The following is a 14783-nucleotide window of genomic DNA, read 5'->3' as shown; positions in this document are numbered from 1 at the left end:
GTCGCACCCGTTGCCTAGGGTATGAGTGTGACTGCGCCTGCGACGAAGACCGGAACCAAACAGCCGACCCTCCTGCTGCTCGACGGTAACTCGCTGGCCTTCCGCGCGTTTTACGCGCTCCCGGCAGAGAACTTCAAGACACAGTCGGGCCTGACCACCAACGCGGTCTACGGGTTCACCTCGATGTTGATCAATCTGTTGCGCGACGAGGCCCCTACACACGTGGCCGCCGCCTTCGACGTTTCCCGCAAGACCTTCCGCTCCGAGCGGTACCCCGAATACAAGGCCACGCGCTCGGCCACTCCCGACGAATTTCGCGGACAGATCGACATCACCAAGGAAGTCCTACAAGCGCTGGGCATCACGGTGCTAGCTGAGGAGGGCTTCGAGGCCGATGACATCATCGCCACCCTGGCAACACAGGGGCAGGCAGACGGGTTCAAGGTCTTCGTGGTCACCGGTGATCGTGACTCGCTGCAGCTCGTCAACGACGACGTGACGGTGTTGTATCCGCGCAAGGGGGTCAGCGATCTCACCCGGTTCACTCCGGAGGCGGTGGTCGAGAAGTACGGGCTCACGCCCACCCAGTACCCGGACTTCGCGGCGCTGCGTGGCGACCCGAGCGACAACCTGCCCGGGATTCCCGGTGTCGGAGAGAAGACCGCGGCCAAGTGGATTCTCGAGTACGGATCGCTGCAGGAGCTGGTCGACAAGGCCGACACCGTGCGCGGAAAGGTCGGTGACTCGCTGCGCGCCAACCTCGCGTCGGTGATTCTCAACCGCGAGCTCACCGATCTTGTGCGGACGGTGCCGCTTCCCTATGTGCCCACCCAGCTGGCCCTGGCGCCGTGGGACCGCGACCAGATTCACCGCTTGTTCGACGACCTGGAGTTCCGGGTGCTCCGCGATCGGCTGTTCGAAACCTTGGAAGCCGTGGAACCCGAGGTGGACGAGGGGTTCCAGCTGACCGGCCAGGCGTTGGAGCCCGGCACGGTCGCCGAGTGGCTGACCAAGCATGCCGGCGATGGCCGCCGTAGCGGTCTCGCGGTGGTAGGGACCTACACACCGTATGACGGCGATGCCACCGCCGTGGCCATCGCGTCTGCCGATGGGGACGGCGCGTACATCGACACCACAACAGTCACTCCCGACGATGAGGCCGCGTTGGCTGGGTGGCTGGCCGACCCCGACCGCCCGAAGGCGCTGCACGAGGCGAAACAGGCCATTCACGCGTTGGCCGGTCGCGGCTGGCAGCTCGACGGTGTCACCTCCGACACCGCACTCGCCGCGTATCTAGTGCGTCCGGGGCAGCGCAGCTTCGCACTTGACGATTTGTCTCTACGGTATTTGCGCCGCGAGCTGCGCGCTGAAGACGATGGGGAACAACAGCTTTCACTGCTCGATGAGGACGGCGCGGGCGACGCGAAGGCTGCGCAGGCGCAGATGCTGCGCGCCCGTGCCGTGATCGACCTCGCCGATGCGCTCGACGTCGAGCTCGAACGCATCGAGTCTGCGACGCTGCTCGCCGACATGGAGCTACCGGTCCAGCGAGTGCTCGCGGGCCTCGAAGCCGTCGGTATCGCGGTCGACGCCGATCACCTGACCTCGTTGCAGAATCAATTCGCCACCGGCATACGGGAAGCCGCCGATGCGGCATACGCGGTGATCGGCAAGCAGATCAACCTGGGCTCACCGAAGCAGCTCCAAGTGGTGCTCTTCGATGAGCTGGGCATGCCCAAGACCAAGAAGACAAAGACTGGTTACACCACCGACGCGGATGCCCTGCAGACGTTGTTCGACAAGACCGGGCATCCTTTCCTGGAGCATCTGCTCACCCACCGCGATGTCACCCGGCTGAAGGTAACGGTCGACGGCCTGCTCAAATCGGTTGCAGCCGACGGCCGTATCCACACCACCTTCAACCAGACGATCGCGGCAACGGGCCGACTTTCGTCCACTGAGCCGAACCTGCAGAACATCCCGGTGCGCACCGAAGCGGGCCGGGAAATCCGCGACGGATTCGTCGTCGGCGCAGGCTATTCGGAGCTGATGACCGTCGACTACAGCCAGATCGAGATGCGCATCATGGCGCACCTGTCGGCCGACGAGGGGTTGATCGAGGCCTTCAATACGGGCGAGGATCTGCACTCATTCGTGGCGGCGCGTGCGTTCGGGGTACCCATCGACGAGGTCACCGCCGAGTTGCGCCGCCGGGTCAAGGCGATGTCCTATGGCCTGGCCTACGGACTGTCGGCCTATGGTCTGGCCACCCAGCTCAAGATCTCCAATGACGAGGCCAAAGAGCAGATGGATCAGTACTTCTCGCGGTTCGGCGGGGTGCGTGATTACCTGCGTGCGGTGGTCGATCAGGCCCGCAAGGACGGATACACCTCAACCGTGCTCGGCCGCCGCCGGTACCTGCCGGACTTGGACAGCGGTGACCGTCTGCGTCGTGAGGCGGCCGAACGTGCCGCCCTCAACGCGCCGATTCAGGGGAGTGCGGCTGACATCATCAAGGTCGCGATGATCACCACCGACAAGGCTTTGCGAGACAAGGGCTTACAGTCGCGGATGCTCCTGCAGGTACACGATGAGCTCCTCTTCGAGGTGGCAGAGGGCGAGCGGGACAGCCTGGAAGCTTTGGTGCGCGACACCATGGGGTCGGCGTATCCGCTCGATGTGCCGCTTGAGGTGTCCGTGGGATACGGCCGCAGTTGGGATGCCGCAGCCCACTGATTCCTTGGCTCAGTGCACGTCGGGCGTGTGCACCCGTTCCGGTCGTAGGCCTCTGCCGACGGCAATCGGCGGAATGAACTTGAGTGGACCTCGCCCGACGAAGAACGGCAGCTTGATGGGGGACAGGTCCCCGGTAAGCACCGGCTTGATCACGTTGTTCTGTACGAACACCTGAAATGCCTGCACCGCTTTGGTGGGCAGTTCGCGCCGTCGCTGCACCCGGGCGAGGTCCCGATCGGTGAGATTCCCGGTGCGCAGCGGTTGTACGACGATGTTGGCAGCTGCTACCGCATCGGCGACAGCGAGATTGATGCCGACGCCGCCGGCCGGTGACATGGCGTGTGCGGCATCGCCGATGCAGAGCAGGCCGGACCGCCACCAGGTCTTGAGGCGATCGACCCGCACGTCCAGATGACTGGTATCGGCCCAGGAGCGCAGATCGTTTACATGATCGCGCAGCTGCGGGCGCGCCGTCACCAGGCGTTTCTTGAACGCTTCCAGTGACCCCTGCTGCGGCCCTGCGCCTTTGGGTAGCAGGTGCGCGACCTGCCAGTAGTCTCCGCGATGGATCATCGCCAACAGCATGCCCCGCCGCAGGATCGCGAACGTCTCATCGGGGTCGCCGGGTCGGCGATTCAACCGGAACCAGAGGACGTCCATCGGCGAGCTCTCTTGGGCCGTGTGCAAGCCAGAGGCGGCGCGCACGGCCGACTTTCGCCCATCGGCTGCGATCACCAGCTCCGCCCGTACTTCTAGATCCGGGGTGCGCACGCCAATCACGCGATCCTCGTCAACGACGAGATCAATGGCTTCCGCATTGCGAATCAGCGTGAACTCCTGGTATTTCTGGGCCTTTTCGGCAAGGAAATCCAGAAAGTCCCACTGCGGCATGAACGCGATGTACGGGTGTTTGTAACCCAGCCACTTCAGTACGCGGAAGTCGCCGAATGTGCGCAGCTGCCCGTCGCTGTCGAAGGCGATGTGGTCGACCTTCTGATGGGGCAGCATGAGGAATTCGTCGACGAGCCCGATGTCATCCATGATCCGCAGGGTGGTTGGGTGCACCGTGTCCCCACGGAAGTCGCGCAAGAAATCTCCGTGTTTTTCCAGCACGACCACGTTGATTCCCGCCCTGGCCAGCAGCAGAGCGTGCACCAGCCCCGCGGGCCCTCCGCCCGCGACACATACCTGTGTCCGCAGAATCTTCGCCACACCCCGGACGCTACGCCCTACATCATGTGGGAGTCCTTAGAACGGTGGCGGGTCGGCTTTGGCGTGCGCCACCCGAGCGCTATCGCGCCGCAGACGTTCGCGCCGGTTGAGATTTCGCTCGGTTCGTCGCCGTTGCTGGCGGTCTTGGGTTCGGGTACGAGCCCGAGTGAGATTGCCGAAGAGCAACCCGCCAGCCGGGGTGGTGACGTAAGCGTGGCCCGTGGGCGCCTTCCAGACAACGGTGCCATCCGGTTCTTGGATTTCGCGCCACCCGCAGAAGGTCTTCAGCAGATGATGCTTGCGGCACAACGCTTTAAGATTACCAACAGCGGTAGATCCACCGTCGGCGTAGGGGACACTGTGGTCGAGCTCGGCGGAGTCCGCAGGGTGCGAGCAGCCAGGGAAGCGGCACATCAGATCACGACACCGCACAAAAGCAGCGAGAGCGCGGGTGGGCCGGTAGCCATCGACGCCCTCGCTCGCAATCAGGGAGCGGACCCGGGCACCCGGTTGCATGGCCATCTGACGTGCTTGGGCCGAGTTCACGACTCCGAATCCGGACACCAGTGCGGGCTCACAGCATTCGGTGTCATCCAGGGTGTCCTGATTGACGACCATGTTTACGACGACCGGACAGTCGACGACCGCGCGTCCGGCACAGTCGGGGTCACCGCAAGCGCAGCGCATCTGATCGAGGCATTGAGTAAGAGCGCCGACAGTATCCGCACGCAATTGAGCATGGGTGCGTGGATCGGCAGCGCATACCGTGCGCGCCAGCTGATTGAGCCTCAAGTTGAGCGCCACCGCGTGCGGGGTCTGCAGCACACCCCAGACTTCAGCCAGCGGATCACCGGTATCCCGAGGCCGGATTTCGAGGTGCCGATCGTCGGTAGCAGTCTTGGCGCGGCCCACCGCATCACGATCGTGGCGATACACCAGGGCATCCAGAGCGGCGGTAAGCCGCTTCACCGACCAGCGTTCCCAGCGGGGCAGCGCTTCAGCGATCGCGGCATCTACCGCGGCGACCACCCTGTCGTCCTCGACCAATTCGGTACGCGCGATGATCAACGCGACGGTGCGAAAGACGATGTCACCGGCTGCGAATCGTTCCGATATGGCACGCAAGCGATACCGCAGCACGTACGCGTAGCGCATCTGGTGCGAGGCCAGCGCATGGGTAATGCCCTGAGCAGCCGCCACCTGCGCGGCCACCTCGTCCCAGCGATCTACCGCGAACCTGTCGCGAAGGTCCTCCCGCCCGGGATCGGCGTGCCGATCCACCAGCACCCCGATAGCAGTAAGACGCCGTGAAGCGGCCTGCGCCTCGGCGCGCTGGGCGGAACTGATCACGTCGATCAGTTCACCATCCCCCAAGGCTTCGAACATACATTCGATAGTACTGTGACCGATGCCCCGCGGCAACGCGTTTCACAGGCAATGTCAGTCAGTCATGGCGTCGAGTGTGCGCGATGATGAGAACAACGAGAAGACCAGCGGCACCGGCAAATAGCAACACCGCACCATGCGGCCCGAATCTGTCGAGCGTGATACCGACGGGAACCGCTAGCAGCGCTCCGCCGAGACTTGCCGAGGCGACAAAGTAGCTCGTCATGACCGGAATAGGGATGCCGCCGATCCGGGTAGCAAGGGTGAGTGCCACCGGAAACATGGCCGAGGCGAACAGCCCCGCCGCCATCACCCACGGCAGCGCTGCCAGTAGCTCACCATCGAAATAGGCGAGACCAAGCAGCACACCGGTGAGCCCAACCGCCAGGGCGGCCAGTGCCTTTCGCCCGACAATGGCGTGCACAACGCTCGCCGCCACTAGGCGGCCGGTTGTGATGCCGAACCAGAATCCGCTCACCGCAAGCACACTCGCTCCGGCGTCGCCGTGGGATCCGACAATCCGCGGCAGGAAGTTCGCGAAGTTCGTCTCAAATCCGGCGTAGACGACAGCAAAGACGAGCAGTACGCACGCGGTGGCCGTCGGCACCTGGCGCGCCCCCGGGTGCCCCGGAGACGGCACCGTTTGCGTGGCGGCATCACGCGCGGGTCGCACCAAGGAGGTCGAGTGTGTGCGGGCCCAGATCACCGAGAGGAATGCCATCGCCGCGGCGGCAGCCGCGACCGGTGTGCGCCAGGAGATCACCGGGGATAGCAGGAACACCAGCGCCGGGAACAGCAGTGCCGCAAGTCCGAAGCACGCCTCGAGGACAGTCAGAGCTCTCGGACCTCGCGAAGGCTCAAGGGCCAGCGCGCCGATCTGTGTCTCCAGCGAGCCCGCCGCTGTTCCGAGGATAACGCTGGCGATCACAAGAGTTGACGGGTTCACTACCCACAGCGGCGTTGACAGCGCAACCGCGAACAATGCCAGCGCCACGGTGATGTGTCGGCTTACACCGATCCGGGCTCCGAGCCGGGGCGCGGAGAGCACGCCCAACAGGAATCCGGTGAACTGCGCAGAGATGAGCGCCGCCAGCGTGTGGCTGGCGGCCTCCGCGGGAAGCGCATAGGAAGAGATAGTGCCCCAGAACACATGTGCGGTGCCCACTCCGGCGTAGGCACCGCACGATGTGAGGTGAACGTGGCCAGGCGACGTCACAATTCGGCAGGGCTTGGCAGGGTGTGCTCGACCGTCAGGCGTTCGGGCTGCGGCTTGCTGCCGCGTAGCAAGGATTCCAGAATCTCTTGTGCCGCCAGACCGTCCTCAAATGTGGCAAGAGCGTGGCGTCCGGTTCCCGCTGCGCCCACGGAAGTAAGGCGGCTCCAGTGATCGATCTCCGAGCGAAACGAATCCGACCACCCGTGGACCTCGTTGGCCGGATCGGAAAGCAAGGTACGTTCCAGCTCAACGGTTTCGGTCTGCGCACCGCGCGAGATGAGATACCGCCCGGGATCGGCCGTGTGGTACCGGAACACCGCGTCGGTTCCGACGATCCGGATGGAGAAGCCGCACTCCGCCGTCGGGGCCGCTTTGGAAGCCACCAAGGTGAAGATGCTTCCGGTGCTGAGACGGCCATAGATCTCCGCATGGTCGTCGACTTCGACCACTTCATCACTCTTGTTGGTGACGTGGGTGGTGATTCGGGCCTGGCATTCGTCTACGAGGATGCGGCCACCGGAAACGTAGGTGAGCAGGTCCAGCAGATGTACACCCAGATCACCGAGTGCCCCACTGGTGCCGTTGGAGCTGCCGCTGTCGCGCCAGGTGTGGTTCTTGCGCCGGTATGCGGAGTCCTTCCGGAAGCCCAGCTCCACGGCGCAGATCGCGCCGAAGTCCCCGTGCTGCAATCGCCGGCGCAGCTCGGTGACGACCGGCAGATGGCGATAGTTGAACCCGACGAGTGCGGGTGAGGTCACCTCGCCGGCGGCCGCCACCATCTCTTTGGCCTCAACACGGGAAAGCGCAAGGGGCTTCTCGCACAGCACTGATCGCCCGGCACGCAGCGCCGTGAGTGAGTGGTCACGATGGGTGAAGTTGGGGGAGGCCACGACGACGGCGTCCGCGACTCCCAGCAGGGCGTCGGTGTCGGTGACCGGGATGCCGCCGTAAGCATTGGCGAAGGACTCCGCCGCGCGCGCGTCGATATCTAGAACGCCAACCAGCTCAGCGTTTTTAAGCGTATTCAGGGCGCGCGCGTGGGCACGGGCGACGCCGCCCGCGCCGATGATTCCGACTTTCAACATGGTTACTGCTCCTTAGTGAGAATGTTGGCAATGGTGTCGACGATTCCGCCCGCGTGTGGCCGGGCAGTGACGTATGGGTGGGCCTTGCGTGCCTCGCCAGTGGCGTTGGCCACCAGCCAGGCATGGCTCGCACAGGCGAGCATGCCGAGATCGTTGCCGCTGTCTCCGAAAGCCAATGTGCGGCTTGCCGGTACCTGCCAGCTCTGCTGCAGGAATCGTGCGATCTCACGCTTCCCGGCGCCCAGCGGCAAAAAGTCGACATCGAGGAACCCCGCCGGGTCACCGGCGGCGGGATTGCAGTGATTGATGTTCACCGCGAGCGCCTCCGCTGCGGTCGCCTGACGCAACGAGCGGACCCTGCCATCGTCGTCGAGGTCCTCCGCTTCGGCACGCAGATAGAAATTGCGCTTGTAGAGACCGGCTCCGTGCGTAGCTTGCGGGGTGAGAACCAGATCCGGAACCGCTGCCAGCACCCGGTCCACCCGAACCGAAAACTCCTCGGGGGGTGGGAATCTGGCCTGCCACCCCGCATCTGGGGCAAGTTCACCGGTGTGGTCTACCACCAGCAGCTCTGTCCCCAAGTTGCCGCCGATGAACGCCGGCCGCAGTGACGTGCCCAGGTCGTCGAGCACAGCGGTGACGGTCGACGGTGAACTACCCGTGATGAATCCGAAGCGTAGACCCCGCGACGTGGACAGGCTGTTGACAAGTGCTGCGAGATCAGCCAAATCGCGCGATGAGCGGACCGCGGCGTCGTGAGCAAAGAACGTCTCATCGAAATCGCACAGCACCAGCCAGTCCGTCGCAGTGTGGATATCAAGCAAGGACGTCATGCAGCGCCCCAATCACGCGGTCTTGTTCGGCGAGGGTGAGCCCGGGATAGAGCGGCAGCTGGAATATGCGTGCGTGCGATGCTTCGGTGCGTGGCAATCGCACGCCCTCGAAGAGGTCGGCCACCGAAGGCACCTGGTGTTTGTGCGTGAGCACCGGATAGTAAAGATCGGTTGCGATGCTGGCGTCACGAAGAGCGGCGGTAACAGCATCGCGGTCATCTCGAATCGCCTCGACTGTGAACAGATGCCAGACGTGGTCAGCGTCCCAGGTGGGCAGACGAAGACGCGCGGTGATGGCCAGGTCGGCCAAGCCATCGACGTATCGTCGGGCAAGAATGCTGCGCGCCAGGTTGTTCTGGCCGAGCCAGTCCAGTCGGGCCCGCAGGACGGCCGCTTGCAGATTGTCCAGACGCGAATTGAGCCCGTATACGCCTGCCTTGACGTTCTTTTGGCCCGCGGCGAAGCCGTGGTACAGCAGTTCGGTGACGCGCTGGGCAAGTCCGGGAAGGCGGGTTGCCACCGCACCGGCTTTCCCCACCGCGCCTAGGTTCTTGTAGGGGTTGAAGCTGAGTATTGCCGCATCACTGTGATGCCCCAGTCCGTCGAGGCCGATTCCCTGGCATGCGTCCTCCACCACCGGGATTCCATGACGGGAAGTAACTTCGGTCAACGCACGGACATCGGCGAACGCGCCATAAAGGTGCACCGGAAGTACCGCCACCGTGCGACTGCTGATGGCGGCTTCGACTTCCGCGGGGTCCAGCAGGTAATCCTCCGCGCGAGTGTCGACCAACACGGGCCGGGCGCCCGTCACGAAGACGGCGTTCTCGGTGGCGGCAAAGCTATTGGCGGGCAAGATGACTTCGGTTCCTGGCCCGGCCCCGAGCGCCAGTAGCACGGCCGTCAACGCATCGGTTCCGCTCGAGGCCCCGATGACGTGGTCGATCCCAAGGTAGGTCGCGATCTCGTCTTCAAATGCGTCGACGTGGGGACCGGAAGTGAACTTACCGGTCGGCAGCACGCTGTCTACCGCGGCGCGAATGGCAGGCAGCTCGGCCGGATTCACCAACCTGGCCAGCGGTAGGAAATCAACGGTATCCGGAGCGGTGCCCGGTGCCAGCACATCGCTGACGCCGTGCAGGCCCGGATGGGTGGCCAGGTCTCGCAGCGTGGTGTAAGCGCGACCCGGCGGGATCTCGCCGGGATGCACCTCACGTCCGGAGAGTAGCGCCCGCGTGAGCTCCCTGGTCTTCGTCGACGGCGCGGATCCCGCGGGCACCGGCACATTGATGGATTCGGCAATAGACATATGACACTCCCGGAAAGAAAAAGCAGATTAATCAATCTTGATGGCGACTTGTCGGCTCTACGCCGGGGCGTCATGCGACGGCGGGCCCAATAGGCAACGTGTCATTTAATTGATCCGCCGTCAATAGATATCGCACCCGCTTTCATGTATCGATCACGCATGCTTAACGTCTAATTAATCTGATCAGCGTGTGCTTAATGTGCTTACACAGAAACTTCCCAGGCACCCACAACGGCGATAACTGTCATCTCACAATTCGATAAATCGCGACGCAACCAATTGCAGCCGTGATGATTTGGCCGATGAACTGCGGAAATGCGGAAGAAATCAGCCGGCTTTTAAGGTCTCAAGATTTAGTCAAGAATCGCCGCGGGAGGGACGCCCGCTCCGGTCAGCAGCCTATAGTGAGTTAATTCCGGTGTGGACACATGCCGACTAATAGTCCGTGCGATCACATGAGAAGTATTCGGCACCACGTTCTTCGCGGCGCCATAATTCGCTGTCCGTTACTTCGAGCCCCTCGGAAATCAACACTCTTTTGAGGACTTTGTTGGTCGCGGTGCAGGGAAGATGCCGGGCCAGGCGGATGTGTCGAGGCCAGCCGATCCCGGGTAGATCGGGCTGTGCGGAGAGAAACTCCGTCAGGTCAAGATGCGTCAGCGGAGCCCGCAGTACCAGTGCGGCCATCAGCTCATCACCACCGTCCGCGGAACGCACCGCGTATACCGCGGCCTGGCTCACCGAGGGATGTCGTTGCAAGATCCGTTCGATGGGTGCCGCGGCTAGGTTCTCGCCGTTAATCCGCATCCAGTCGGCCGTACGCCCCGCCAGGTAGATCCAGCCCTCGATGTCTCGGTAGGCCAGGTCACCTGACCAATACATGCCATGGCGCATGCGTTCATCGGTTGCGCCCTCGTCGTTGTAATAGCCCGAAAAGAAGCCTGCCCCCTGGGTATTCACCAACTCGCCGACCGCCTCGTCGGGGTTGGCCAGGACGCCGTCGATATCGAACCTGGCGACGGCACACTCGCTCACCGAGTCCGGATCGTAGATCGCGACTCCCGGGAACCCCTTACCGATCGATCCGCGCGGCGTTCCTTCCTCGCGCGTGATGATCACCGCGTTCTCCGTCGAACCGAATCCGTCGTAGACCGTGACGTCGAATCGCTTCTCGAATTCGGCGATATCGGGATCAGACGCCTCGTTGCCAAAGGCCACCCGGAGCGGATTGGACGCGTCATCCGCTCGCGCCGGTGTGGCCAGCACGTACGCCAATGGCTTGCCAACGTAGTTCATGTACGTGGCGCCCAATTCACGGATGTCGGCGAGGAAGCGCGATGCGGAGAACTTCGCAGGGGCCAGAGTCGCGCCGGCCGCTACGGCGACCGCCCACCCAGCCAGCACAGCATTCGAATGAAACAGCGGCATGGAGACGTAACAGACGTCGATAGAGGAGAGGGAGAACCGGGCCACCAATGACTGCGCGGCGACGAGCACCATCGCGTGCGTCACCAGAACGGCTTTGGGATCGCCGCTGGTGCCCGAGGTGAAGATCATCATGAACGGATCGAGCGGCTGAGCCACCCGGTAGGGGAGCACGCCACCGACCGCACTCGTCTGCGCGCACCAATCGGTGCTGCTGATGTCGACCACCCTCACCCCGGACAGCTCCATCGCGTCAAGAAGGGGACGATGTTCCTCATCCACCAGCAGGATCTGCACATCCGATGTGCGGATGTCACGAGCCAATCCGTCGCCGCGCCGAGTGGTGTTGAGAGCGCACAGAATATATCCACCCTGCGCGGCGGCGGCCATCGCCGTGGCCATCGCGGGCGTGTTGCCCAGCAGAGTGCCGACATGCAGCGGTCGATCCGCGTCCGCCATGCCGATCAAGGCAGTCGCGTGGCGAGCAGCCTCGGCCAAGTGTTCGCGCCACGACCATCTCTGGCCCTGGTACACAAGTCCAATGTTGTCGTCTGCCGCACGGGCAAGGACCAGCTGCTGAACGGTTTCAGCCATGAACTGCTTCAGAAAACGAAGCCGCCGTGACGCCCAGATGCCTTGCCAAAAACCGTATTTGGTGGTCGATGACGGCGTCGAAGCACTCCTGTCCCTGGTACACACCGAAGTGATCGCACGGGTAGTGACGGACCTCCGCCCGCGCCTTGAAAGCCGCCTTGGCCGCGGCATAGGGTGGCGCGGCGCGGTCGAAGTCGGCGATCTGCACCAGCGTCGGGCAGTTGATTCGGGACGCATATCTGGCAGGACGATACGAGGCGAGCTGAGTACCCACGGTGGCATCGATCTCGTTACGCCATGCGGGGCCCGCGATCGCCAGATGCGCCTCGTAGTAGCCGTCGACGGTCAATGCCGCCAGCTCGCCCGGGCGCCCTACGATCGGTATCGTGTGCTGCTCCCGGCCAATCCTGCTGCGGATTCCGGTCACCGCAGACCGCAGCAGGGTAGCGGCACTGTGTTGGCCCACAGCAGACTTGGCCGCCGCGATACCGTCGACCAGAGGCGTCACTGAGACGACGGCGGCAATATCATTGCGAGAACCGGCAACCGCCAATACATGGCCACCAGCCAACGACACGCCCCACAGGACGATTCGCCTGGGGTCCACACCGGGAAGCCGGGCGGCGAAGTTCACCGCGGCGTGGTAGTCGCCGATTTGATGGCTGAACGAAACCTGCTGCCGGGGAAAGCCCTCGGAAGACCCGAAGCCGCGATAGTCGAAGGCGAGCGCATGCACGCCGGCCTCGGCCAGACGCTCGGCAAAAGGTTCCAGTCCCGAGTCCTTGGTGCCGCCCACACCGTGCGCCATCACCACAATGGGAGCGGCATCTGGTGTGGTCGTTGCCCGATAAAGCCAGGCATCGCAGTCGATTCCATGGCTGTTGAATCTGACGCTCTGCCGGTTCACGCCACGCCCTCCGCCCGTGCGAGTCCGCGGGGGATCTCCCGGGTTCGCATGTCGTGCTCATAGAGGAAGTAATCCAGTTGCTGGGTGTGCCGCGGGCGCTCCAGCATGTGGCCGGTGTACTTGCGATGCTCGGCCGCAATAACCTGGTTCATCTCATCGATCGGAGGGAGCCGATACTTGCCGGCCGCGTAGGCGCCCACCAAACGGGCCTGGCACTCAACGAAGGGAAACAGCGATGGCACCGCCTGGGCCAACCCCACGAAAATCAGGTCATCAAGGCCCGGTTTGAACATCCGCTTGTACAAATCGATGCGATTGTCCGGTGCGCTGAGGAACTCCGGATCAAAGAACGGGAACGTGATGTTGTATCCGGTCGCGAAGATGATCACGTCGAAGTCCGCGCAGGTACCGTCTTCGAAACACACCGTGTCACCGTCAAGACGGCTGATGTTGGGTTTGGGGACAATATCGCCCGATCCCAGCCGCAGAGGTAGTTCGACGGACTGGGTGAAATGCGCCTCTCCGAACTTGTGGTTCGGCATCGGAAGACCGAGTTGATCGGGACGGCCCGACATGAGCGGCTGCATCATCTGAAAGAGCCTGCGCTGCCAGGACATCGGAATGTGCGGGCTGGTGCGGAAGTACTTGTCCGCAGGCTGCCCGGCGACGTACTTGGGCACGATCCAGGCGCCGGAGCGAGTGGACAGGGTCACCGAGTTTCCGGTGGCACGCGAGGACAGCTCAACCGCGATGTCTGCCGCACTGTTGCCAAGTCCAACCACCAGGATTCGTTTGTCCATGAGATTCAGCGGGGTGCGCGGATCGATGTAGTGATGCGAATGCAACGTGGTGCCGGCAAAGGAACCGGGAAAGTGGGGATATCTTGGATCCCAATGATGGCCGTTGGCGACAACGAGAAGCTCGAAGTGTCGCCGTTCGCCCGACTGTGTCAGCAGTTCCCAACCGCCGCGCGGTAGCCGTTCAGCGTGCACGATTCCATTCCGGAATTCGATGTTGCGCTTGAGATCAAATGCCGCGGCATAGTCCTCGAGATACTGCTTGATCAGCGTGTGATGCGGAAAGTGTGGATAGCTGTCGGGCATCGGGAAGTCACGAAACGAGAGTTGATGCCGCGAGGTATCGATATGCAGGGAGCGGTAGGCGCTGCTATGGCCGTTGGGATTGCCAAAGGCCCAATTTCCGCCGATCCGGTCTGAAGTCTCGAAGCAGGTATGAGGGATTCCGTAGTCGGAGAGCATTTTCGCGGTGGTCAGCCCGCTGATTCCAGCTCCGATGATTGCGGTACTAGGTCGGGTCACGGCACTCCTTGGGGTGCGACCGCGCCATTGCGGTCACCTGTGAACACTTCTGAAGATCTGTACATTCGGAGTGTACACAGATCTTGAAATGTGTCTACGCCTTGTTTAGATTGAGGGCATGACCGCAGCGTTCGAAGAAGGTCCGACGCCTGAATCCGACAATGACTCGGTGGCCTCGCGGCTACTCGATGCCACCGAGAAACTATTGTCCGACAAAGGTATTCGCGCAACCACGATGACTGACGTGGCGGAGGAGGCGGGCGTTTCCCGATCCTGGCTGTATCGGCACTTTCCCGACAAGCAGGCTCTGGTGGGGGCGGCGATCATTCGCTTGATCGAGGTCAGTTGGGCGCAGTCCGCCGCGGAACTAGCGGCCATTACAGGGTTCGAGGCACGACTGGTTGCCGGCGTGAAGATCGGCCGACGCGCCTATGACGATCCGGGCACCCTACTGATGCGCATGCGGCTGCGCGAACCCGAGGAATTCATGGCCTGCGCCGGCGCCGGCGTCCAGGGTCTGGTACCCGACCTGGCCGGATTCTGGCGGCCGTACCTCGAAGCGGCCCGCGACGCCGGAGAAATCCACGCACGCACGGATATTGACGAGGCCAGCGAGTGGATCGCGCGCGTGATGATCAGCCTGGGCACCGTGCCCGGAAACTGCATCGATCCTGACGACCCGAACTCACTGACGCGTCACTTCCGGCGCTATGTCCTACCGGCACTTCGCATTGCGCCAGCGAAATAGCAGCACCACAAGG

Annotated in this window: 11 protein-coding genes; 2 read left to right on the top strand and 9 right to left on the bottom strand. The window is 63.2% G+C overall.

Annotation, left to right across the window (positions count from 1 at the left end):
• The first annotated feature begins 21 nt into the window (after window positions 1-21).
• A complete protein-coding gene (gene polA, locus ABG82_RS14005) occupies window positions 22-2736 on the top strand; it encodes a DNA polymerase I (RefSeq protein WP_043075729.1) in 2715 nt (904 codons plus the stop codon).
• Window positions 2737-2745: 9 nt separating this feature from the next.
• Here the strand turns inward: polA and ABG82_RS14000 are convergent, their stop codons facing one another.
• From ABG82_RS14000 to ABG82_RS13960, 9 genes are all read right to left on the bottom strand, one after another.
• Window positions 2746-3948: an FAD-dependent oxidoreductase gene (locus tag ABG82_RS14000; RefSeq protein ID WP_078343201.1), complete on the bottom strand. Its 1203-nt coding sequence runs from the start codon at window positions 3946-3948 to the stop codon at window positions 2746-2748.
• Window positions 3949-3984: 36 nt separating this feature from the next.
• Complete coding sequence (locus ABG82_RS13995) at window positions 3985-5334, bottom strand: HNH endonuclease signature motif containing protein (protein WP_043075730.1); 1350 nt, start codon at window positions 5332-5334, stop codon at window positions 3985-3987.
• Window positions 5335-5392: 58 nt separating this feature from the next.
• Entirely contained in the window at window positions 5393-6499 is a 1107-nt protein-coding gene (locus ABG82_RS13990) for an MFS transporter (RefSeq protein ID WP_043075731.1), read from the bottom strand.
• Between the two features lie 47 nt (window positions 6500-6546).
• Window positions 6547-7635, bottom strand: a complete 1089-nt coding sequence (locus ABG82_RS13985; protein WP_043075732.1) for a Gfo/Idh/MocA family protein — start codon at window positions 7633-7635, stop codon at window positions 6547-6549.
• Window positions 7636-7637: 2 nt separating this feature from the next.
• Window positions 7638-8468, bottom strand: a complete 831-nt coding sequence (locus ABG82_RS13980) for an HAD family hydrolase (RefSeq protein ID WP_043075733.1) — start codon at window positions 8466-8468, stop codon at window positions 7638-7640.
• Complete coding sequence (locus ABG82_RS13975) at window positions 8452-9777, bottom strand: DegT/DnrJ/EryC1/StrS family aminotransferase (protein WP_043075734.1); 1326 nt, start codon at window positions 9775-9777, stop codon at window positions 8452-8454. Before ABG82_RS13975 ends, ABG82_RS13980 begins: the two co-directional genes overlap by 17 nt.
• 435 nt (window positions 9778-10212) lie before the next feature.
• Window positions 10213-11796, bottom strand: a complete 1584-nt coding sequence (gene fadD1, locus ABG82_RS13970; RefSeq protein WP_043075735.1) for a fatty-acid--CoA ligase FadD1 — start codon at window positions 11794-11796, stop codon at window positions 10213-10215.
• Window positions 11789-12703, bottom strand: coding sequence for an alpha/beta hydrolase (locus tag ABG82_RS13965; RefSeq protein WP_043075736.1), 915 nt, complete (start codon window positions 12701-12703; stop codon window positions 11789-11791). The genes fadD1 and ABG82_RS13965 overlap by 8 nt, the downstream gene beginning before the upstream one ends.
• Window positions 12700-14022, bottom strand: coding sequence for a flavin-containing monooxygenase (locus ABG82_RS13960; RefSeq protein WP_043075737.1), 1323 nt, complete (start codon window positions 14020-14022; stop codon window positions 12700-12702). Before ABG82_RS13960 ends, ABG82_RS13965 begins: the two co-directional genes overlap by 4 nt.
• Before the next feature lie 118 nt (window positions 14023-14140).
• Here ABG82_RS13960 and ABG82_RS13955 point away from each other — a divergent pair, with 118 nt between their 5' ends.
• The gene (locus ABG82_RS13955) at window positions 14141-14770 is read left to right on the top strand and encodes a TetR/AcrR family transcriptional regulator (RefSeq protein ID WP_043075738.1); all 630 of its coding nucleotides are present in this window, start codon (window positions 14141-14143) and stop codon (window positions 14768-14770) included.
• The last annotated feature ends 13 nt before the right edge of the window (window positions 14771-14783 follow it).

It is taken from the genome of Mycobacteroides immunogenum, from assembly GCF_001605725.1.
In the GTDB taxonomy this organism is placed as follows: domain Bacteria; phylum Actinomycetota; class Actinomycetes; order Mycobacteriales; family Mycobacteriaceae; genus Mycobacterium; species Mycobacterium immunogenum.
Note: the sequence above shows the minus strand (reverse complement) of the source record. Positions and strands in the feature narration are given on the sequence as shown.